Below are 22,398 nucleotides of genomic sequence, written 5' to 3'. Positions count from 1 at the left end.
CATGTTGGCTCGGTCGTCGACCGGCTTCACACTGTGGTTTCCGGGCGGCCGCGCGCTTCATACAAATGCTGGTGCTGCCGATGGGTTACCTCGACGTACAAAGCGGAACTATAAGTCCCGAAGTCCAACAAACAGCGTTTCGAATTCGGTATCTGCCCTATAGAAGACCGCGGGCCGTCCCAACGGCGCCTCGATCGATATTTCCTGGCCGCCAGCAAATGACTGGCCCGTCCAGAGGTGAATCCAGTCAGTCCCCGCCGGAAGGTAGAGTTTCCGCTCAACTTGTGATGCCTGCCAGACGGGCGCAACCAGCACGTCCCGACCATAGAGATAGCAATCCTGAATGCCGTAGGTGCGCCGGTCTTCTTCGTGATGCAGGAACAACGGACGCTGCACCGGGAGGCCCCGGCGGGTTGCTTCCAGCGACAATCTCCTGAGATAGGGCGAGAGTTGAACGTAGATCGCCGTCATTCTTGCAAAATGCGAAAGGACCACGGGGTCGCCGTCGATCTGCAAATTGTCACGGGGCCTGTTGCCTTCGTGACTACGCATCACCGGCGTGAATGCCGCCATCTCGGTCCAGCGCATGATAAGTTCGGGCGTGCGGACATTTCCGAACAGGCTCGTGTAGCCGCCGATATCGGAATGGTGAAACGCATTGCCGAGCAGTCCCGACGACAACGCGGCGCAGATGACCGTGACCAACCCGTCATGCCGCGAAAAGTCAACCGATTGATCGCCGGCCCAGAGCAACGGGCACGACCTCTGTATGCCTGTGAAGCCAGCCCGCATGAAGAACACTGCCTCACCTGTCCGGCCGCGACTCGCCACCGCCTTCGCGTTGACTTCTGCCCATAGCGTTGGCCAATGGTTGTGCGCCAGCCTTGCGTCGACACCGCTGGCGAGACGCGCCTCAACCGGTAGATACTCGCCAAAATCGGCCATCCACCCGGACAAGCCATAGTCGAGCATCCTCGCGCCTATGACCTCTTCGGAAAACCACGCCGCGGCGTCTGAATTGGTGAAATCAACGATGCCGCAGTGAAATTCGCCAAAATCGATCAGGGCAGTTCGCCCTGAAGCATCTTTGACGAAGTAGTCCGCATCCTCGGCCTCCTTGAACAGGGCACCATCGTCGCAAAGATACGGATTCACGTAACCGAGGAAGTGGATGCCCTCGCTGTTCAATTCAGCGATGCGCTGTCGCAGGCCCGGATACCGCGTCTCGTTTGCCTGCCAGTCCCAGAACAGCCGCGCGCCGAATGCAGTCGGCCGAATCCCGACCCAGTCTTCGCACCACAGACCAGCGACCTTGACGCCCGCCTCACGCATCTTCGCGAGGCGATCGAACGAGTTCGCTCCATCCTTTAAGCCGATTATCGCACCGCTGTAGATCCATTCCGGGAGTGGCGGCTGACGCCCAAAACGGCTGGACAGGATCTCCACCAGTTCGACGAACGAGGGTGCGGCAAACAGCTCAATGCGCTCCGGAACGGCCCAGACTTCAATCTCGTGAAACGAATCATCGCGAAAATCGAGCGCGCTAAAGGCGAATGTCGTGACGTGCAGCGCATAGCGCGCCGATGAGAGATAAGTCGGCTGGGGATAGTACGTGTGATAGTAGTCGCCGCCCGCGTGGCCCGCCACGTCCGCCTTGAATGTGATTTCGGTGTTCTTGTCGCGCCCGACGCCTGGCTCCGAGCCCCACAACGGAAAGCGCCGCCCGCGCAGATCAAAGTAGGAGAACTGCTCGCCTCCGCCCCAGACGTTCTCATCCCGGTCGGCAACGACACGCAGCCAAAATCGATTCACGGATGGTTCAAGGGCCTGCAGCACCAGCGCATTGCCCTCGAGCGTGACAGCCAGGCGCGGGGGCTGCCCCTTGGCAGCGGCAAACACGATCATTTCGCCATCCGTCTCGGCATGCGCTAGCGGACAGCGTTCAGCAAGGCGATCTTCGATCTCGAAGTGACCGCGATGCATCGCGATGCTATCGTGCCCTTGACCGACGAAGAAACATGGCGCTGCGGCACTGTGTGCAAGAACCCGGTGGCCACCAATGGAGATTGCGAAGCCGGATTGGGTCGTCTCAAGTTTTAAGTCCATTCCCCTTCATCCCTTCAGGTCAGGCCAGCATCGACGACGAAGTTCGCCCCTGTGCAGCCTGCGCTCTCGTCAGAGGCGAGGAACAGCGCTACGCGCGCAACGTGCGTGGCATCGAGTCGAATTTTGAGCGCCTGACTTTCGATGAACTTCCGATTGCTTTCGGGTGTCGCCCACAACCGAAGTTGGCGCTCGGTCACGATCGCACCCGGCACGATGCAGTTGACACGAATGCCCGCTGGGCCCAGTTCGCGGGCAAGCGTCTTGGTCATGCCGTTGATTGCCGCCTTCGCTGTTGTATAGCCGACCATTCCCGGGATTCCACGCATCCAGGAGACCGATCCGAACATGATGATCGCCCCGCGGCCGGCCTCAATCATCCGTCCACTCACGGCCTGGCTGGCGAAAAACTGATGATCGAGGTTTAACGCCAGCGCGCGCCGCCAAGCCTCAGGCCCAACGTCGGCCATCGCGTGGCGGTCATCGCGGGCGGCATTGTTGATGAGCACTGCGACCGGTCCATGCTTGTCTTCCACGCCCGCGATCGCAGAGCGGAGCGCTGCAATGTCGGTGATGTCGCAAGCAATGAACTCCGCTGCCGTCGCGGCCGCGGTCTCCGACCCCGCCGCCTCGTCGATATCGACGAAAGAGACGATCGCCCCTTGGGAAGTAAAGGCCCTCACCATTTCGGCGCCGATTCCAGATGCTCCGCCAGTAATTAGCACGCTGCGACCAGCCAATGAGGCGTAGCGAACCGAATCGTAAGCTGCCATCTTGGTAACCTCGTTAAGCATTAGACATCCGGATCGAAACGCGGCTTCTCGATATCGGGAACGTATGTTTGCGTATCTTTGACACGCTCATCCCTTGAGGCCGCCCGCCGTCAGCCCCGAGACCACACGCTCCTGGAAGATCACGATCAGGATCGCCACCGGTACGATGCCGACGACGAGCGCGGCCGAAATCACCGGCCAGGGGAAGGCAAACTCGCCCTGATAAAGCTGGATTCCGACCGGAAGCGTACGCAGTGCCGGATTGGAATTGAACGAGAGCGCGAGCAGAAACTCGTCCCATGAATTGACGAAGGCAAGGATACCCGCGGTAAATACGCCCGGTGCGGACAGCGGCACCACCACCTTGAACAACGCGCCAAAACGCGTGCAGCCATCGATCATGGCGGCATTCTCCAGATCGCGCGGAATGCCCTCGAAGAACGAAGTCAGCACCAACGTACAGACCGGCAGGCTCAGCACCGTGTAAGGCAAAATCAGCGCCACCCAGGTGTTGAGCAGATCGAGCGCGCGCATCGTCTCGAACAGCGGCACCAGGAGCGTCACCAGCGGGAAAGTCGAGACCGCGATGATCAGCGACATGATGAGGCCGCGAAATCTCAGATTCAGCCGCGCCAACGCATAGGCCGCGAGAACGGAAACAAGCAGCGTCAGAGCGGTCGACAACAGCGCAACCATGAAGCTGTTGAATAGGAACGTGAGCAGCGGTTGATCGGAGAACGCCTGGACGTAATTCTGCATCGTCGCCGCTTGCGGCAGCCAGGTGATCGGCTTCTGCGTGAGCTCCGCCTCGGTCTTGAACGAGGTCAGCAGAATCCACAGCGCCGGGAACAGGCCGTTCACGACGAGAATGAGCGCGGCGATGGCGCGCAACGGTTTGCCGGACAAGGCCGAGCCGAGAGTGGAGAAGGCAGCCGTGCTCATGATGCGCTCCCGCTGCCGCGGATCATGCGCAGGTAAAGCGCCGTGACGCACATCGAAAGGCCGAACATCACCACCGCAAGCGCCGATCCATAACCAAGGTCGAGGAACGACACGGTGTTCTGATGGATGTACATGGCCAACGTCGCGGTTGCTGTGCCCGGCCCGCCTCCCGTCATCATGTAGGGGATATCGAAGGTCTGCAGCGCGGTAATGGTGCGGAAGATCAGCGCGACCACGATCGTGGGCTTCAGCAGCGGCAGCGTGATCTCGAAGAACTGCCGCACACGCCCTGCCCCGTCGACGTCCGCCGCCTCGTAAAGCGAACGCGGAATGGTCTGCAATCCGGCGAGAATGATCATCGCCATGAAAGACGAGGCCTTCCAGATGATGGCGAGACAGATCGCGGCGAACGCGAGACGCGGCGAATTGAACCAGATCACGCCAGGCAGGCCGATCCGATTGAGCACGTCGTTGACGACGCCGTATTCCGAATGGAAGAACCAGGCGAAGATCAGGCCCGCGAATGCAAGCGGCAGCGCCCACGGAATCAGAAGCGAGAGCCTCACCGGCCATCGCATCTGGAACGGCAGATTGGCGAGCAGCGCAAGTCCGAGCCCGACCAACAGCGCGCCGGGCACTGTGATGAGCGTGATCAGGATCGTGTTCCAGGTCGCCTGCCAAAAGACCGGATCTTCCAGCATCTGCTGAAAGTTCGTGAGCCCGGCGAATCGCGCCGGCAGGCCCGACGTCAGCGAGAGGTCGAGGAAGCTCGTGTAGATGAGCCGGCCCACCGGATAGACGATGATCATACTGAGCAGGATCGCGGCGGGCGCGAAGAGAAGAACGGCGAGCGTCGTTTCGTCCGGATCAAACCAGCGCGACAGCCTCGCGCGTCGCGCATCGACGCGACCGGCTGCGTTCTTGGACGTGGATGTCATCGTCATTAGGTCCGGTCCGGATTGCGCACGAGGCGACCGCAAGAATTCGCGACCACGAGCGGGCTGCGTACGTAGGAGAAATACACCCACTCGTCGCCGGAACGTGCCTTAGCGGAGGATCCGCTTCAGGCGAGCCTCGATCTGGGTGGCGCCGTCCGCCGGCGTGGTCACGCCCGCGAGCACCGCGTTGACCGTGGTCCGGATCGCTTCACTGACCTCGTTGTAACGCGGCGTCACCGGACGCGGCTTAGCGGTCTCAACGATCGGCTGAGCGTCGGCGAACCACGGCACCGCCTTGGTCACGTCCGCGTCCTTGTAGAGCTTGCCGTAGGTCGGCAGCAGCGAGCCGTTGATGGCCATGAATTTGGAGACTTCGGAGCTCGACAGATATTCGACGAGCTTCTTCGCCTCCTCCTGATGCTTGGAAAAGGCGGAAACGCCCCATTCCCAACCTCCGAGGCAAGTCGCCTGTTCGCCGCCCTCGACCGCCGGGAGCCGCGCGACGCCGACCTTGCCGACCACGGCAGAGTCCGCGCCCTGCGTCATGGCCCACGCGTAAGCCCAGTTCACCGCGAATACGACGTTGCCGGCCTGAAACTCCTTGCGCGTGTCGTCGGTCGCAACCTCGGCAATGTTCTTCTTGGCAACACCACTATCGGCGAGGCTCTTCCAGAGCGCGAGCGATTTCGCGGCGGCCTCACGATCGAAGTCGAGCTTGCCGTCCTTCACGACCACCTTGCCCTGGCTCCAGTATGGTACGAGGAAAGTGCAGACTGCACCTTCGATCGCCTTGCCCTGGAACGAAAGGCCCTGCAGATTCGGATTGTGCTCACCGTCCGCGATCTTCTTCGCCGCGGCAGCGAGCTCGTCCCACGTCTTTGGCGGCTGGAGCCCGTATTTGTCGAGCAGGTCCTTGCGATAATAGAGGAACATGGAATCCGCAAAAGCGGGGAGCGCCACCACCTTGCCGTCGACGGTGTTCGCCTCGGCATAGGCGCGGAGATAAGCCGACATGTTTTCGCTTGCGAACGGGCTGGTCCAGCCAGCAGCCGCAAACTGCGCCGGCCGTATGACGTCGAGCATCAGCACATCGAGCGAAGCGTCCTTTGCCGTGAGGACCGTGTTGAGATATTGCGCCTGCAGATCCGAGGTCGCGCCGCCCAGATCGATAGCGACTTTGACGCCCGGATTGCGCGCTTCGTATTGATCGAGCACCGTGCGCCAGATGCCGGGCTGACCCTGGCTTGTGATGAAGACCTTCAACGTGGTTTCGGCGGACGCGGCGGCCGCGAATGCGAATGCTCCGAATCCGAGCAGCAGTCCTGTTATCTTTGAAATGCGTCCCAAACTCATGCCGTCCTCCCGATTAAGATCGCCGCTTGCTCGCGACATTTCTAGCTTGTGGTCGAAGCCCTCGCAGCGCAGCTCTCACTGCAGGGCACGCTCCGTCTCCGCATCGAACAGATGAATCTTCGCAGGGTCGAGGCCCAGCTTGAACGCCTCACCGGTTCGCGGGCGCAACTCGGGCGGCAGCCGCGCGGTCAGTGTCGCGCCGCCCACCGAAAAATGCACCAGCGTATCGGAGCCGAGCGGCTCGACGACCTGAACCTCGCAATTCAGTCCGACGTCGGACGTCCCCGATGTGAAATGCTCGGGCCTGATGCCGACGATGAATTCGCGCCCGTCAGCCGCCGAGATCCCGGTGCCAGGCAATGTCGCAAGCGGCAGACGGTTGCCGTCGGCGAAATCGAGATAGCCATGGGCAGCCCTGGCCTTGGCGAAGTTCATCGACGGAGAGCCGACGAAGCTACCGACGAACACGCTCGCCGGATTGTTGTAGACCTCATCGGGCGTTCCGATCTGCTCGATGTCGCCGCCGCGAAGGATGACGATGCGATCGGCCAACGTCATCGCCTCGACCTGATCGTGGGTCACATAGACGATGGTGGTCTTTATTGTCTGGTGCAGCCTCTTGATTTCCGTGCGCACCTGACCGCGCAGCTTCGCATCGAGATTGGACAACGGCTCATCGAACAGGAACACCTGCGGCCGCCGAACGATGGCCCGGCCCATCGCAACCCGCTGGCGCTGTCCACCGGAGAGCTGTCCCGGCCGCCGGTCGAGAAGATGGGTGATGCCAAGCATCTCCGCCGCGCCCCTGATCTTGGCGTCCGCTTCCGCCGCGTTCGCGCCCCGCACCTTCAGGCTGAACCCCATGTTCTCGCGCACTGTCTTGTGCGGGTAGAGCGCGTAGTCCTGAAACACCATGGCAATGTCGCGCTCGCGCGGCGGCAAATCGTTGACGACACGATCGCCGATCCGGATCTCACCGCCGCTGATGCTTTCGAGTCCGGCGATCATCCGCAGCGTCGTCGATTTGCCGCAGCCCGACGGGCCAACCAGCACCACGAACTCGCCGTCGGCGATCTCGAGGTCGATGGTCTTGACGACGCGAAACGCGCCATAGCTTTTCTCGAGCTTGCGCAGGCTGACCGAAGCCATGAGACCTGTTCTCCCGTCCCGCATCCTTGAAGCCGCGGTAGCCAATGGTAGCGCTACGATTTTCGCAAATCAACGGCCACAAAAAGGCTCACAGACTCCAGCTCTGTACGGCGAGTTAGGAGATGGAACACTATCGTATGCATCTGACTATAATCATAGTATTCTTCTGATAAGGAGAAATAGATTGTATCGCGACAAAGCCTCGGCTACATAATAGCGCTATTATTGTTGGAGCCATCAAGGGAATGGCGGCACCAAAGCCCACACGCACCCGGCGCAAGATGCAACGGGTCACGATCATGGACGTGGCGGCGCGCGCCGAGCTCTCGCCGTCCACGGTATCCCTCTATTTCAGGAAGCCCGCTGCGGTTTCGGCGGCGGCGAGCGAGTCGATCGCACGCGCCATCGAGGCGCTCGACTACGTGCCGAACCTGATGGCCGGCGGCCTGGCCGCGGCCTCATCGCGCGTCGTGAGCATCATCGTGCCATCCGTCCGCAATGCGTTCTTTGCCGAGACCGTCGCCGCCATGCAGGAAGAGCTCGGCAAGCAGCGACTGCAGGTGATGCTCGGCCACACCGAGTACAAGGAGCATGACGAGGAAAGTCTGGTGCGCACGGCACTGTCCTGGGCCCCCGCCGCCATCGTTTTGACCGGCCTCTCCCACAGCGCCGCAACGCGCAGGCTATTGCGCGACAGCAAGGTGCCGGTTGTCGAAATCTGGGAGCTCGGTTCCCAGACCATGGACATGGCGGTCGGTTTTCACCACGACCAGGTCGGTCGCGCCGCCGCGTCGCATCTCGTTCAGCGAGGACGCAAGCGATTGCTGTTTCTTGGCGCCCGCCTGCACGAGGATCGTCGCGCTGCGCGGCGCGCCCAGGGCTTCGTCGAGACGGCGCGGAACGTACCGGACGTCACTGCGGAGATCATTCAGCATCCCGCGCCGGCGAGCGCCGAGGTCGGCGCCATGCTGCTCGGCGAGGCCCTGCATCGCTTTCCGAACGTGAACGGGATTGCCTGCTCCAACGACCACATCGCCCTCGGCGTGATCTTCGAGTGCCAGCGCCTCGGCATCGCAATCCCCGAGCACCTGTCGGTGGTGGGCTTCGGCGACATGAGCTTCAGCGCGGCCGCCAATCCGTCGCTGACGACCATCCGCCCGCCTGGCGACCTGATCGGGAAGGAAGCCGCGCGGCTGATCATCGCAAGGATCTCTCACCCCGACGGCGAGCGGGAGCAGGCCGTCATCGACACGCGTTTCACCCTGCTGCATCGGCAGAGCAGTTAATTGGAACTACCTAAGGTCCTCGAACCTGGCCAAAACCAACCACTGTATAACGGCAAACACCATAGCGGCCGAAACCCCAAACATGAGGGCTCCGTTCGTTGCACGCGCCGGCAGTTATGTCATTCGAACCCACGCGCCTTTGCACGCTGAGGACTTCACCGCAGCATCGATGAACTTCACGCCTGCCAGGCCATCCTCAACGGTCGGGAAGATCACCTCAGGATCCGGTTCTTCGCCGGCCCTTGCCGCGCGGATGGCGCGGGCTGCCTCAGCATAGATTGTTGCGAAACCTTCGAGATAGCCTTCGGGGTGACCGGAAGGAACGCGGGTAACGCGGGCCGCCTCGCCCTTGGCGCCGGCGCCGCCGCGGGTCAGAAGCTGCCTGGGCCCGCCGTAAGGCGTGAACCAGAGGTGATTCGGGTTCTCCTGCGTCCATTCGAGTCCACCTTTGCTGCCGTAGACGCGCAGTGTCAGGCCGTTCTCGTTGCCGACGGCGACTTGACTCGCCCACAGCATGCCCTTGGCGCCGCCTTTCCACTTGAGAAGGATCTGGACATCGTCATCGAGGCGCCGTCCCTCGACGAAGGTCGACAGTTGCGCGAGCAGTTCGTCGAGCTCGAGCCCGGTGACAAAGCAGGCGAGATTATAGGCGTGGGTGCCAATGTCGCCGATGCATCCGCCGGCGCCGGCACGGGTGGGATCTGTGCGCCACGCCGCCTGCTTCTGGCCGCCGGCCTCCAATCGCTCCGTCAACCAATCCTGCAGATACTCCGCCTGGACAAGACGGATCTCGCCGAGATCGCCGTTCGCGACCATGGCCCGCGCCTGTCGGATCATGGGATAGCCCGTGTAATTGTGCGTCACCACGAAGACCCTGCCCGTCTTCCTGACCAGCGCCACCAGCTCCTCGGCTTCAGTGACGGTCGTCGTCAGTGGCTTGTCGCAGATCACATGAATTCCGGCTTCCAGGAAGATCTTCGCGACCGGACCGTGCATGTGGTTGGGCGTCACGATCGAGACCGCCTCGATGCCGTCCGCTCGCGCGGCTTCCGCCTTCGCCATCTCCTCGAAGGAGCCATAGGCACGGTCGTCGGCGATACCGAGTTCCTTCGCGGAGGCTTTGGCTCGGACCGGATCCGACGCGAGCGCGCCGGCCACAAGTTCGAACTGGTCGTCGAGGCGAGCGGCGATGCGGTGGACTGCGCCGATGAAGGCTCCCTGGCCGCCGCCGACCATGCCGAGCCGGATACGACCGCGATCGACGGCTTCGTGGCTTGCTTCGATAGTCATTTTCTTCTCCTCGCTCAGAAGATGCCGAGCATCCTGCGGTTCGCTGCGGCATCGGCGCCGGAGCCCGCATAATCGTCGAAGGTGTTCTCTGTAACCCGGATGATATGGCTCTTGATGAACTCGGCCCCCTCGCGCGCGCCTTGCTCGGGATGTTTCATCGCACATTCCCACTCGAGCACCGCCCAACTGTCGTAATCGTATTGCGTGAGCTTCGAGAAGATGGCGCCGAAATCGACTTGGCCATCGCCGAGCGATCGGAAGCGGCCGGCACGGTCGACCCAGCTCTGAAACCCGCCATAGACACCCTGGCGGCCCGTCGGGTTGAACTCGGCGTCCTTGACGTGGAATGCCTTTATGCGCTGGTGGTAAATGTCGATGTAGTCGAGATAGTCGAGCTGCTGCAGCACGAAGTGCGACGGGTCGTAGAGCAGGTTCGCGCGCTTGTGGCCCTTTACCCGCTCAAGAAACATCTCATAGGAAACACCATCGTGAAGATCTTCGCCCGGGTGGATCTCGTAGGCGAGATCGACGCCATGCTCGTCGGCATAGTCGAGGATCGGCCGCCAGCGCCTGGCAAGCTCGTCGAAGGCAGTCTCGATGAGGCCGGCCGGACGCTGCGGCCAGGGGTAGACATAGGGCCAGGCAAGCGCGCCTGAGAAGGTCGCCTGTGCAGTGAGCCCGAGCCGCCTGGAGGCCAAGATCGCGCGCTTGACCTGATCGACTGCCCACTCGGTGCGGGCCTTGGCGTTGCCACGCACTTCCGGCACGGCGAAGCCGTCGAATGCCGCGTCATAAGCAGGGTGAACGGCAACGAGCTGGCCCTGGAGATGGGTCGAGAGCTCGGTGATCGCAAGCCCGTGGCGAGCCGCGATCCCCTTCACCTCTTCGGCGTACTCCTGCGACTCCGAAGCTTTCTTCAGGTCGAAGAGCCGCCCATCCCAGCTCGGAATCTGAACCCCCTTGTAGCCGAGCGAGGCTGCCCAACCGCAGATCGAGTCGAAGGAGTTGAACGGCGCCGCGTCGGCCGCGAACTGGGCGAGGTATATCGCCGGTCCCTTGATCATCTTCATCGAATGCTTCCTTCCATCCTGGACGCTCCAGCAGCACGCGCCCGCTGAGCTCGATACCCCACCAAAACTCGCCTCCCTTGCTCGTTCCAGGAGACAGAGCGGGCATTTCATCCCAATGCCCAGACCGGGCGGCAATCACATCCTGGGACTGTCCCGCGTCAGAACGTCTCCCCCGCCCACAACGCCATCGCATCGACATCGGACAGCGGCGCCGGTCGCTCGACGCGCGAGCGCACCGCGATCTCTCCACCTTCGACGCTGGCCTTGAGGATCGCGTGCTTCACCTCCAGCGCGTGGCCCGCCAGAGCACCGGAGGAGCGGTGTGGCGTGCCACTCAGCACAGCACTCGCGAGTTCGGCGACACCCAGACAACGATAGTTGGCCTGGTTCGGCATGTGATCGGCCCAATTCGGCGAGCGCCAGTTGGGCCTGCCGAACGGCCGGTCGTCGGCCAGGACCGAGATCCAGTCGCCGCCCTTCTCGGTGTATTGCACCGCGCCGCCGAAGAAGTTGGGATCCGGCACGCGCAGCGAACCCTCGGTGCCGTAGAGCTCGATCGGCGGATGTCCGTGCTTCCAGACGTCCCAACTCATCGCGAAGATGATATCGGCACCAGACTCGAAATGCAGCAACGACATCACCGTCGTCGGCGTTTCCACCGCGATGGTCTTGCCGTTCATTGGCCCCTTCGAGGTGACGAGCCTCGTGGCGAAGCCGGCGCTCGCACGCCCCTGCACCAGCGCAACGGGACCCAACAGGTTGATGAGGGCCGCAAGGTAATACGGACCCATGTCAAGGATCGGCCCTCCGCCCCGTTTGAAGAAGAAGGTCGGATCGGGGTGCCAGTGTTCCATGCCATGCGACATGAGAAAGCAGGTGCCATAGAGCACTTTGCCGATCCGCCCCACATCCACGAATTCGCGCGCCATACGCCCGCCGCCGCCAAGGAAGGTATCCGGCGCGCAGCCGAGCTTCAGGCCGCGATGAGCCGCCTCCGCCACCAGCGTCGCCGCATCGTTGGCCTCGACCGTAATCGGCTTCTCGCCGAACACGTGCTTGTCTGCAGTCAACGCAGCGTGGCTTATCGCAAAATGTGCATCCGGCGTGGTGAGATTGACGATGATCTGGATATCGGGACGCGCCAGCAGCGCGTCGATCGACAACGCCTCGATCTCGAACTTCGCCGCCTGGGCTTGTGCAGCCTCTGGCCGCTGATCGGCGCAGGCGACCAGCCTTAGATCGCGGAATTTCGGCATGTTGTGCATGTAGATCGTCGAGATGTTGCCGCATCCGACGATGCCGACTCCGAGCTTGCTCATGATCCGCTCCCCATCACGTCCACGACGACACGGTCTCGCGCGCCCGACGCGCGAAGCGGGCAACGTCGTTCGGCTTATCGTGTTCGGCGACGAGCAGGCGGACCCCGGCCTCCTTCATCGCAGCGCGCAGCGCCGGCCAATTCATGGTGCCGTGGCCGGGATCGGCCCAGCCATCCTCATCAGTGCATTGTCCCAATGGCGCGAGATCCTTGATGTGGCAAGCGACCAGACGCTGAGCATGCTTCTTGATCTCGGCGACCGGATCGCCGCCACCGCGCACGATCCATGCGAGATCGGCCTCCCAGACGAGGTCGGGCGCCTCTTCGAACAGGCATTCGAGATAGGTCTTGCCGCTCCCGCTGCGGCCATATTCCCAATGATGGTTGTGCCAGCCGAATTTGAGCCCCTCGCCGGTCACTGCCCTTCCGATCTCGGCAAGCTCGCGCCCGATGCCGCGCCATTGCTTTTCGTCGCCCTCGCGTTCACCCAATGGCGGAGCCGGGGCGAAGATGGTCCCGATGCCAAGCTCCTTGCACATCCTCGCCGTGCCGACCGCATCCTCGCGCAAGCGGTCGAGACCGACATGGGCGCTCGGCGCGGTCATGCCGTGGCGCCCGAGCAGCCGCTTCAGGCTCTCGGGTTCGTTGAACAGCCCACCCCAAGGCTCGACCATCGTGTAGCCTAGGCTGGAGAGCAGCGCGAATTGCGCTTCGAGCGGGGCGATGGAGCGAGCGGAATAGAGCTGGATGGATAATTGGTCGATGGGCCTGGTCATGTCTTGCTTTCGTCAGGGATAGATGGATTTCAGAGGCGCTGTCCGCTCGTCTCATCGAACAGCGACAGGGTATCGGCGGGGAAGCGGACGGTGAGCGTGTCGCCCACATGTACCTGCGCGTCGGCGTCATGGCGGAAGGAGAAGGCGGTGCCGTCGGCGAGGCGACACCAGATCAGCGTGTCGGCGCCCATCGGCTCAACCATCTCGACGCGCGCGGACACGGAGGATGGGTCGTCGGATGCGGCAACCTCGATATGCTCGGGCCGAATGCCGAGAACGACCGGCGCGTCCGTCGGCTGGCCGCGGAACACGTAGCCGTTCAAGCCAAACCGGTTTACACCGGCGATGAATCCGACCTCGCTGCCGCGCGCGAGCCGACCGGGAATGAAGTTCATCGCGGGCGAGCCGACAAAGGAGGCGACGAACCGGTTCACCGGTTCGCGATAGATCTTCTTTGGCGTGTCGAGCTGCTGGATCACGCCGCCCTGCATGACCGCGATGCGGTCCGCGAGCGTCAGCGCCTCGATCTGGTCGTGCGTCACGTAGATCATGGTTGCGCCAAGCCGTGCATGCAGCCGCTTGATCTCGACCCTGAGCTCGGCGCGCAGCTGGGCATCCAGATTGGAGAGCGGCTCGTCGAACAGATAGACTCCGGCATGGCGCACCAGCGCCCGTCCGATCGCGACACGCTGACGCTGGCCGCCGGAGAGCTCGCTGGGACGGCGGTCGAGGAGACTGGTGAGCCGCAGCATCTGCGCGGCCTCACTGAGGCGGCGCTCGATCTCGCTCTGCGGCGTGCCCGCGACCTTCAGCCCGAACGACATGTTTCCTCGCACGCTCATGCGCGGATAGAGCGCGTAGCTCTGGAACACCATCGCGATGCCGCGATCCTTCGGTTCTGCCCAGGTGACATCGCGGCCACCGATATGGATTTCGCCACCCTTGACGTCGATTAATCCTGCGATCGCGTTGAGCAATGTCGACTTGCCGCAGCCGGACGGCCCAAGCAGCACGAGGAACTCGGACGCCTCCACGTGGAGATCAAGATTCTCCAGCACCTTCAGGCCGCCAAAGCCGATCTGCAGGCTCCTGATGTCGACGTTCGACTGCTGCATGTTGCGTTAGCCCTTTACAGCGCCAGCGGCGATACCGCGCACGAACCAACGGCCGGAGCCGAAATAGACGGCGAGCGGCAACAGCGCGGTCAACAGCGTCGCCGCCATGTCGACATTGTAGGCGCGCTCACCTTGCGTCGAATTGACGATGTTATTGAGCTGCACAGTCATCGGCAAATTGTCGCGGCCGGCGAAGACGAGCCCCAGGATGAAATCGTTCCAGATGCCAGTGGTCTGCAAGATCACCGCGACCACAATCATGGGGGTGGCCATCGGCATCATGATCTGCGCGTAGATCTGGTAGAAGCCGGCGCCGTCGACGCGGGCGGCCTTGAACAACTCGACCGGCAGCGACGCGAAGTAGTTGCGGAACAGCAGCGTCATGGTGGGAAGGCCGAAGATCGTGTGGACGATCACGATGGTCAGGAGCGACTGCCCGAGCCCTGTGAAGGAGAACACGCGCACCAGGGGGTAGATGAACACCTGATACGGAATGAAGGCCACCACCATCATCGCGCCGAACAGGATGTTGGCGCCGCGCACGCGCCAGAGCGACAGCGCATAGCCGGTAAGCGAGCCGATCAGGATAGAGATGAAAACTGACGGCACCAGGATGCGCAACGAGTTGAAAAAGCCGACCTTGATGCCCTGGCAGGTCAGCCCGGTGCAGGCCGAGGTCCAGGCCTTGATCCACGCCTCGATATCAGGGGCTGCCGGCAAGGCCAGCAGATTGCCCTGCCGGATCTCCGCCATCGGCTTCAGCGAGGTGACGACCATCACATAGAGCGGCAGCAGGAAGTAGAGCGCGGTGATGAGGATAAAGGCATAAAGGCCCCAGCGCGCCGGGCTCATGCGCTTCGGCCGCCGCGCCGCGGGCAGAGCCTGCGCCACCGCGGTCATCGCATCTCTCCCCTGCCCGCACGCCAGTAAAGATAGGGGGCGACCACCGCGATCACCGTGATCAGCATGGTGGTCGCCGCCGCCGTTGCAAGACCAATATTGGCGCGCTCGAACAGATGATCCATGACAAATTTGGCGGGTACCTCCGAGGCAATGCCGGGGCCGCCATTGGTCATAGATACCGAGAGGTCGTAGAGGCGCACCACGGCCGTCGACAGCAGCACCGCGGCGGTCGCAAAGCTAGCACCCATCATCGGAATGATGATCGACACATAGACCCGCCATTTCGGCAGACCATCGACCCGCGCCGCCTTCCAGATCTCGTCATCGACGCCGCGCAGCCCGGCGAGCATGATCGCCATCACCAGTCCGGAAGCCTGCCAGACGCCCGCGATGACCAGGCAGTAGATCGCAGTCTCCGGCCGCACGATCCAGTCGAAGGTCGCGCCTTCGAAACCCCAACTGCGCAGCACATGCTGGATGCCGAGCGTCGGGTTGAGCAGCCATTGCCAGACCAAGCCCGTGACGACGAAGGACATCGAATAGGGGTAGAGATAGATCGAGCGGATCGTGTCTTCGGCCCTCACCCGCTGGTCGATCGCAACCGCCAGCAGGAAGCCGATCAGAAGCGCGAGCGAAACGAACAGCACACCATAGATAACGATGTTGTGGACCGAGGTGATCCAGCGATCGTTATTGAACAACATCTCGTATTGCCGAAGCCCAACGAAGTTGCTGTTCGGAAGCATGCGCGAATTGGTCAGCGACATCCACACGGTCCAACTGGTGGCACCGATATAGACGATGAGCATCACCATCAGCGCCGGCAAGAGCGCAGAGAGCGCGGAAAGTCGGGAGTTCAGCGAAAGACGCATCGCATCGCCGGATTGAAGAGAGATCGACAGGAAGGAAAGGCGGCCGACGGTTCGTCGGCCGCCTTCTGTGGTACATCACTCCTGGGACTTCAGCACTGCAGCGACCTTGCCGGTGAATTCATCGGCGCTCATGTTGGTGTTCCAATATTGCGAGATGGCATCCTGGAGCGCGCCGATCAGCGCCGGCGGCGCCAGCATGTCGCCGGACGGCATTTGCTGAGCCTTGTCTGCGACGTAGCGCATGCCTTTTTGGGCGCAAGCGTCCAGTGCGGACGTATCGACATCGTTGCGCACCGGGATCGAGCCCTTCTTCAGCGCGAACTGGATCTGAGTCTCTGGCGCCAACATCAGTCTCGCCAATGCCATCTGCGCCTTGGTGGTGGATGGGTCCTTCGCCTTCGGAAATACGAACACGTCACCGCCCATCACATAACCGCCGCTGCCATTAGACAACACCGTGCAGCCATAGTCCTTGTCGGCGACCTTGCCCGCCGCGACGAATTCGCCCTTGGCCCAGTCGCCCATGATCTGCATTCCGGCCTTGCCCTGGATGACGAGGTTGGTCGCGTCATTCCAGTTGCGGCCGGGCGCGCCGGCATCGACATAGTCCTTGAGCTTCTTGTAGGTGACAGCGACCGTCTTGAACTCGGCGCTCCGCGCCAGCGACACATCATGCTTGCCGAGAATGCCGGTCCACATCTGCGCGCCGCCGACGCCGATCATGACCGAGTTGAACAGGTTTTGTTCCCAGTTCTTCTGGCCCGAGAAGGCCAGCGGGATCACCTTGCCTTCCGCCTTAAGCTTGTCGAGAATGGCTAGAGCGTCATTCCAGGTCTTCGGCTCGGCGGCGCCGACGGAGGCGAGCACAGCCTTGTTGTACCAGAGCCAATTCTGACCGTGGATGTTGATCGGCACCGCGTACATCTTGCCGTTGCGAGTCGCCGCGGCAACGATCGCGGCGGGCATCACGCCTTTCCAGTTGCCCTCAGTTGCAACCGCGTCGACATCGGCGAGCAGGTCGCCCTCCACCAGCTCGTCGAATTGCTTGCCGGTGTTGAGCTGCATCGCGGTCGGAGGATTGCCGGCGACGGTACGGCTGATCGCGGCGTTTCGCGCATTGGCGGCACCGGCCACGGCGCTATCGATCCACGTCCCACCGGCCTTGGTGAACTGATCGGCAAATACTTTCACTGCAGCGGCCTCGCCACCGGAGGTCCACCAATGAATGACCTCGGCTTTCATCTCTTCTGCGGAGACCGGCACAGAGGCCAATGTCATCGAAAAGGTCGTGGCGACGATCGCCACCGATGCGAACAGCGTGCGCTTCATCATTCCCTCCCGGATGCGCCTTTTGCAGGCGGTGTATTCGGCTTGCGGCCCTTACGGGCTCGTTGTTGCTCTACCGAATGTAATCGATTACATATTCACGATAGCAGAACCCTGGAATTTTGCAAGCCCGGTCATGGCAGTGAGATTGCGAGCCTCTCTATGGCAAAACGAAACAGAGTGACGCGCCAAAAAGTGACCAAGATCGCCGATGTCGCCCGGCTGGCGGGAGTTTCGGTGGCGACCGTCAGCCGGACGCTGGCGCGCCCTGAGATCGTGATCGAGGAAACCCGCACACGCGTGCTCGCTGCGGTGCGCGAGACCGGCTACACGCCGAACATTTCTGCAAGGAACCTGCGCGCACGGAAAACCATGGTGGTCCTGGTGGCGGTGCCGGACATCGCCAACCCGTTCTTTGCCGAGGTTTTGCAGGGCATCGACGACACCCTGTCGACCGCCGGCTATGGACTCATCATCGCCAGTCTGGCCGGATCGCCGGAGAAGGAGGCGCGCTATGTCGACCTGGTTTGCGCCGGCCAGGCCGACGGCGTGCTGCTCTTGTGCGGCCACGTGATGCGCAGCCCCGACCGCGACCTGCGCGACGCGCGCGTGCCGCTCGTCGCAGCTTGCGAGTACATTTCCGGCGAAAGCTTCCCCCAAGTCACAATCGACAATGTCGGCACCGCCAGCGAGGCGGTGCGACATCTGGTCGAACTGGGACACACAAACATCGCCTATTTGTCGGGACCAAAATCCAATATTCTGGAGCAGCAGCGTTTCGAAGGCTATCGGCAGGCCTTGCGCGAGGCGGGGATTGCGGCTGATTCAGGCTTGATCCTGCCTGGCGATTTCACCTTCCGCACCGGTGTCGAGGCCGGCCGGACGATGCTGGCGCTCGAGTCCGCAGCGCGTCCGACCGCGCTGTTTGCGGCCAACGACGAAATGGCGATCGGCCTGATCAAGACCGTGCAGGCGGCCGGCCTCCAAGTCCCGACCGATCTCTCCGTCTTCGGCTTCGACGGCATTGCCTATGCCGACTATTGCGAGCCGACCTTGACGACCGTCGTCCAGCCGCGCCGCGACCTCGGTGCCGCAGCGGCCGCCGAATTGATCGCGCTGATGACGACCGGCAGGGCGGGTCCACGGAAGAACATCCAGCTTCCCGCCACGCTGGCGTTGCGCGACAGCACGCGCCCGCTGCGGAAGAGTCCTGGCCATTCATCCCGGGGCGAGAGGTCCGGCTAGGACGGCGAAGAAACGGTGTAAGACCATCGCAGGCGGATGTGCGCCAAGAAGGGCCCTCCCCGCTAATTCGCAGTTTGATCCCAAGGCCGACATTGGCATGACACGTAGCAGTCGATAGATTGCGTTAGGTTCCTTTGCGCGAACTCGACGGCGTGCCCGCGCGGCGGTGGGCGCCGATACATGCAGACGTCGATTGGCGATCCTAGGCGTCAGGCCGTTATTTGGTCTGAATTGCAAGTCAACGTCTCTGACAATTTATCTCCGTCTGCACATCGGCCACTGATTTTAGTTCGCGCTCGGCAACGATCGAGGACGACAAATTTCAATTGTGTAACAGGAGTAATTTCAATGAAACGATGGGCAATTGTAGCCTTTGTAAGTGTTGGTCTTGTTGGAGGGGCATTCGCTCACCCGCTCGACCCTCCCGGCACCGTTTACATCGATGGGGTGCCGTGCAACCTCCCATGCCAGTCCTATATGGCGTGGAGCCGGCGGACGCTTAAGGCGAGCCAGGCTTCTGCCAAGGGGGCCGCGAACACATCCGTCGGCAAGGCGTCGATGGAAGCTCCCCGCAAACGCATTTCGAAGCGCGGTGAGTCGACCTCGGTCGATGCGCAGTCTCGGAAGAAGACCCGCGATTTTCGGGCCTCGCTCGCCGCGACTCCGAAACCGCCGCCTCCTCCAAGGCCGAGAACCCCTCCGCCGTGGCTCATCACAACTCCGGAGTCTCCGCCTGTTCCCGAAACCGGAAATGCTCCGCCTGCCGTGGAGACCAGCAATCCTCCAAAAGAGAGATCTCCTCAGGAGTTGATCATGGCTGCGTTGGCGATCGCCGAGCAAATCACGAACGCCGAAACGCCGAAGGCGCCGGGCAATGATCGCGCGGATGAGACCAAGGCTGGCGACGTCAATGTCTCGATACCTTTGGTCGCGCTCCTGCTCTCCCGACCGGATGTAAAATCGGTCGCCGCGCTCAAGGGCCAAAATGTTGCAATCGACAAGGCTCAGTCCGCGGTTGAGCAGGACATCCGCTCCGCTTTGGAGGCCGGCGGTGCCATGAACGCTCAGCTTTCGGTTGGCGACGGCGCCTCGCTAGATCGACTTATCAGCGGAGACGTACAAGCCGTAGTATTAAAACTAGTTTCCGCCGACGCGGCAGAAGCATTCCCTGAAATTAAGGGCTTCAAGGTTCTCCGCGTTCCCCTCTTGGCCCGTTGACGGCGTGCACATTACAACGGAACCGGTCGCGACCGTCCCCGAAAACGGGATAGTCGGTGCCGGCCGTTGGCCTGCCGGTGGGCGAGCCGTCTTCGGGCGGAATGTGATCGGCGTCACGGCGCATCAACGCCACATCTTACACTAGATGGCATGTGCTAATCGACGACATCAAAGATCGGAAGGTACGGCGGAGGTAACCGGCCTGATGATCTTGAAGGCCCCGACGTGCAACATCGTCGGGGCCTTTTGTTCAGGCCGTCTTGACGCTTAGGGCGGCTCTCGAAAGCGACGCCGAACTTATATACTCGGCCTGGCCCTACCGTTTTAACCCACTTCAGACATCGGCAACCCAACAATATTTGCTGCGGCCGAACCCGCACGTCTTTCAAGTTCAAGTTTGGACAATTAAACTGTCGCGTTGAAATCCGTGGAGGTCCGCATGCACCGGCGTGATTTCATCGGACTGATCGGCGCGACCGCGCTGAGTATTCCTCGACCGGGCTATGCCCAGAAGAAAACGGACATGCCGTTGGTCGGGTTTTTGCCGGTGCAACGGCTGGAGACCTCAAACTCCAAAGATAGAATTACCATGCTCCGGAAGGGCCTTCAGGAGGAGGGTTTCGTCGAAGGGACGAACTATTCCCTTGCCGTGCGGTCCGCCGAAGGAGACGTAGATCGTTATCCTCAGTTTGCTAGGGAATTGGGCGCGCTCAATGCACGCGTCATCGTCGTGAATGGCTCTCTCTATGGCTTGGTAGACTCAGTGTTGTGCACGGAAGGATCATACCGCGGAGAAAAGACACCGCCGAATATTGTGCGTCAGTGCGAAGTGTTTCATGAGTTTCGTCGATCTTTTCCAGCGCTGCCGCTTGTTTTTTGCAACGTTGCTGCCGACCTCGTCGCGCTAGGCATAGTCCCAAGCTATACGCACCCGGGCGGGTTGCTCACCGGAAACGTCATGAACGCAGCCGGTGGCGAAGAAACGATCACCCAAAAGCGGATCGCGTTCTTCAAGGAGCTTGTCCCAAATCTGGTGCGCCTCGGCATGATAGCGCCCGCCAACGGGGTATTGGCGATGCAGGAGAAAGATGCGCTGCAAAAGGTGTCCGCCCAGTTGGGCTTTGAGGTCGTTCACTACGATCTCAACACCTTTGACGATCTGGACAGCGCCGTTGCAGCGGGGCTTCGGGATGACGTGAGCGCGTTCTACATCTCGGGCGAGCCTCTGATGAGCGCTGATGTTTCACGCGTCATAAATTCCGTCACGGCCTCCGGAAAGCCAAGTGTCGCTCCCTATCCGTTCTGGGGACAGGCCGGAGTTCTGATGAGCTATTCGCCCGACCCGCTCGATGGTGTGCATCATGCGGGCACCTATGCCGGGAAAATATTGCATGGCGCGAAGCCCGGCGATCTCCCGATCGAGCAGGCGAGCAAGTTTACCCTCGTTATCAACCTTAAGACCGCTAAAGCGCTTGGCATTAACGTGCCTCCCACGTTGCTGGCCGTCGCCGACGAGGTGATTGAATAGCACCCGGTCTACTGCAATGCGTGAGTCCGGAAGTGGCCCCAGGCCGAACAGCGCTTATTGCGATGTCGGCTGTCGGCGGTAAAACCGGACGCCGGGGTGTGCTTGCCTTGACCGCTGCTTGTGACCCAAGCCAGTCATCATGAACGACGCGAAACGTTCAGCCATCGATCTCAGCGTAGGTTCGGACTCACATCGTGCCGCCGTCACACATGGAGTGGCCGGACCTCTTGCGGCCAGCCACAAGCGATTGCGAGCTTGCCGGCCCAAAACTTCGCCGACTCTTGTTCGGAGACATCAACGACCGTGAAGCCACCGAGATATTCCGGGGCGTTGGAATACCGACCTTCGCTAAACCTCAGTTCGCCGCTGATGTTATTGGCATTGAAAGCCTTGCTCAGATCTTCATCTACTCCCGCGGCGAAGATGAGCACGCCCGCTTCCTTCATCTCGGCCACGACTGCCCTAGCCAATGGTCCGCGAGACCGAAACCACTCTTCGGAGTGATCGCCGACCCATTGCTGGTTGAAGTAGATAATGTAATGCGTCATGTGACCTTCCTATTATCTGCGGCTAGGAACATACTACCCCAGATCATCGGTGTTTGGCGTATTCCGCTTCTGTGAAGGGTTTCGGATGCCGGCCGCATGAGGGACGGGGCGGCGTATTCGGCGGCCGGCGTCCGAAAGCCTCCAAGGGAGGAAACCGCGCTTGAGGGAACGTAAGGCCGTGCCGCAGGCGCTATGGGGATTTGAGTGCCGCGGGCGCGCTGGCGGATTTGGGTCGAGCCGATGCAACGAGTCGTGGGACGATGACACGGCTGACGAATGAGCGACGGGTGACGTCGAACTGCATAGGTTGCCCGACGATTTGCGACGGCTGGCGGATATGCGGGCGCGCTCTGCCGTGGCCGGTCGAGGGCCTGCGAGCACGACGAACGGATTTGCAGGACTGTGGCGCGGTCATGAGGTGTCGATCCTGATGCGGTTCGCTGGAGCTGTCGGCCGATGCCGTGGCGTTGCGCCACGCGCGAAGACCTCGATGACGACCATGCGACCGCCACAACATGGACAAGGTGGCTTGTCGGGATCGACGGCGGCAACGGTGGGCCGTCCCTCAGGTTTTGCAGCAGCGAGCAGCTCACGGGCGCGTGCGACGTTGCCGGCGCATGCGCCTTTGGCGAACAGGCCGTAGTG

Annotated in this window: 19 protein-coding genes and 1 pseudogene; 4 read left to right on the top strand and 16 right to left on the bottom strand. The window is 61.8% G+C overall.

Features of this window, described 5'->3' with window-relative positions:
- Positions 1-108: 108 nt before the first annotated feature.
- From SO180_RS32950 to SO180_RS32925, 6 genes are all read right to left on the bottom strand, one after another.
- Positions 109-2,106 (bottom strand): alpha-glucosidase, encoded by a 1,998-nt coding sequence (locus SO180_RS32950; protein ID WP_449382989.1) that lies wholly within the window; start codon positions 2,104-2,106, stop codon positions 109-111.
- 14 nt (positions 2,107-2,120) lie between these two features.
- Positions 2,121-2,897, bottom strand: coding sequence for an SDR family NAD(P)-dependent oxidoreductase (locus SO180_RS32945; protein ID WP_449382988.1), 777 nt, complete (start codon positions 2,895-2,897; stop codon positions 2,121-2,123).
- 66 nt (positions 2,898-2,963) lie between these two features.
- Positions 2,964-3,818 carry a carbohydrate ABC transporter permease gene (locus tag SO180_RS32940; protein ID WP_449382987.1) on the bottom strand — a complete coding sequence of 285 codons (855 nt, stop codon included), beginning with the start codon at positions 3,816-3,818 and terminating at the stop codon, positions 2,964-2,966.
- The gene (locus SO180_RS32935) at positions 3,815-4,762 is read right to left on the bottom strand and encodes a carbohydrate ABC transporter permease (protein WP_449382986.1); all 948 of its coding nucleotides are present in this window, start codon (positions 4,760-4,762) and stop codon (positions 3,815-3,817) included. The genes SO180_RS32940 and SO180_RS32935 overlap by 4 nt, the downstream gene beginning before the upstream one ends.
- A gap of 102 nt (positions 4,763-4,864) precedes the next feature.
- A complete protein-coding gene (locus SO180_RS32930; protein WP_449382985.1) occupies positions 4,865-6,109 on the bottom strand; it encodes an ABC transporter substrate-binding protein in 1,245 nt (414 codons plus the stop codon).
- 75 nt (positions 6,110-6,184) lie between these two features.
- Positions 6,185-7,258: an ABC transporter ATP-binding protein gene (locus SO180_RS32925; RefSeq protein WP_449382984.1), complete on the bottom strand. Its 1,074-nt coding sequence runs from the start codon at positions 7,256-7,258 to the stop codon at positions 6,185-6,187.
- 299 nt (positions 7,259-7,557) lie between these two features.
- Here SO180_RS32925 and SO180_RS32920 point away from each other — a divergent pair, with 299 nt between their 5' ends.
- The gene (locus SO180_RS32920) at positions 7,558-8,544 is read left to right on the top strand and encodes a LacI family DNA-binding transcriptional regulator (RefSeq protein WP_449383004.1); all 987 of its coding nucleotides are present in this window, start codon (positions 7,558-7,560) and stop codon (positions 8,542-8,544) included.
- Between the two features lie 114 nt (positions 8,545-8,658).
- Here the strand turns inward: SO180_RS32920 and SO180_RS32915 are convergent, their stop codons facing one another.
- From SO180_RS32915 to SO180_RS32880, 8 genes are all read right to left on the bottom strand, one after another.
- Positions 8,659-9,834, bottom strand: coding sequence for a Gfo/Idh/MocA family protein (locus SO180_RS32915; protein WP_449382983.1), 1,176 nt, complete (start codon positions 9,832-9,834; stop codon positions 8,659-8,661).
- Between the two features lie 14 nt (positions 9,835-9,848).
- A complete protein-coding gene (locus SO180_RS32910) occupies positions 9,849-10,904 on the bottom strand; it encodes a sugar phosphate isomerase/epimerase family protein (protein ID WP_449382982.1) in 1,056 nt (351 codons plus the stop codon).
- Between the two features lie 158 nt (positions 10,905-11,062).
- Entirely contained in the window at positions 11,063-12,223 is a 1,161-nt protein-coding gene (locus SO180_RS32905) for a Gfo/Idh/MocA family protein (RefSeq protein ID WP_449382981.1), read from the bottom strand.
- 13 nt (positions 12,224-12,236) lie between these two features.
- Positions 12,237-12,998: a sugar phosphate isomerase/epimerase family protein gene (locus tag SO180_RS32900; protein ID WP_449382980.1), complete on the bottom strand. Its 762-nt coding sequence runs from the start codon at positions 12,996-12,998 to the stop codon at positions 12,237-12,239.
- Positions 12,999-13,027: 29 nt separating this feature from the next.
- Positions 13,028-14,113, bottom strand: a complete 1,086-nt coding sequence (locus SO180_RS32895) for an ABC transporter ATP-binding protein (RefSeq protein WP_449382979.1) — start codon at positions 14,111-14,113, stop codon at positions 13,028-13,030.
- Between the two features lie 6 nt (positions 14,114-14,119).
- A complete protein-coding gene (locus SO180_RS32890) occupies positions 14,120-15,013 on the bottom strand; it encodes a carbohydrate ABC transporter permease (RefSeq protein WP_449382978.1) in 894 nt (297 codons plus the stop codon).
- Entirely contained in the window at positions 15,010-15,888 is an 879-nt protein-coding gene (locus tag SO180_RS32885) for a carbohydrate ABC transporter permease (protein ID WP_449382977.1), read from the bottom strand. Before SO180_RS32885 ends, SO180_RS32890 begins: the two co-directional genes overlap by 4 nt.
- Before the next feature lie 75 nt (positions 15,889-15,963).
- On the bottom strand, positions 15,964-17,217 hold the full coding sequence (locus SO180_RS32880; protein ID WP_449382976.1) for an ABC transporter substrate-binding protein: 1,254 nt from the start codon (positions 17,215-17,217) through the stop codon (positions 15,964-15,966).
- Positions 17,218-17,394: 177 nt separating this feature from the next.
- Here SO180_RS32880 and SO180_RS32875 point away from each other — a divergent pair, with 177 nt between their 5' ends.
- The 3 genes from SO180_RS32875 (at position 17,395) to SO180_RS32865 (ending at position 21,205) form a co-directional block, all read left to right on the top strand.
- Positions 17,395-18,459 (top strand): LacI family DNA-binding transcriptional regulator, encoded by a 1,065-nt coding sequence (locus SO180_RS32875; RefSeq protein WP_449382975.1) that lies wholly within the window; start codon positions 17,395-17,397, stop codon positions 18,457-18,459.
- 813 nt (positions 18,460-19,272) lie between these two features.
- Entirely contained in the window at positions 19,273-19,677 is a 405-nt protein-coding gene (locus SO180_RS32870) for a hypothetical protein (RefSeq protein ID WP_449382974.1), read from the top strand.
- A gap of 439 nt (positions 19,678-20,116) precedes the next feature.
- Entirely contained in the window at positions 20,117-21,205 is a 1,089-nt protein-coding gene (locus tag SO180_RS32865) for an ABC transporter substrate-binding protein (RefSeq protein WP_449382973.1), read from the top strand.
- Between the two features lie 203 nt (positions 21,206-21,408).
- On the opposite strand, the gene SO180_RS32860 is transcribed toward SO180_RS32865, so the two are convergent.
- Together SO180_RS32860 and SO180_RS32855 are read right to left on the bottom strand one after the other, a co-directional pair.
- Entirely contained in the window at positions 21,409-21,753 is a 345-nt protein-coding gene (locus SO180_RS32860; RefSeq protein ID WP_449382972.1) for a YciI family protein, read from the bottom strand.
- Positions 21,754-22,164: 411 nt separating this feature from the next.
- A pseudogene (locus tag SO180_RS32855) lies at positions 22,165-22,398 on the bottom strand (IS91 family transposase); the annotation flags it as partial.

This window comes from Bradyrhizobium sp. UFLA05-112, assembly GCF_053572325.1.
This window is presented reverse-complemented; position numbering and strand designations above follow the sequence as displayed.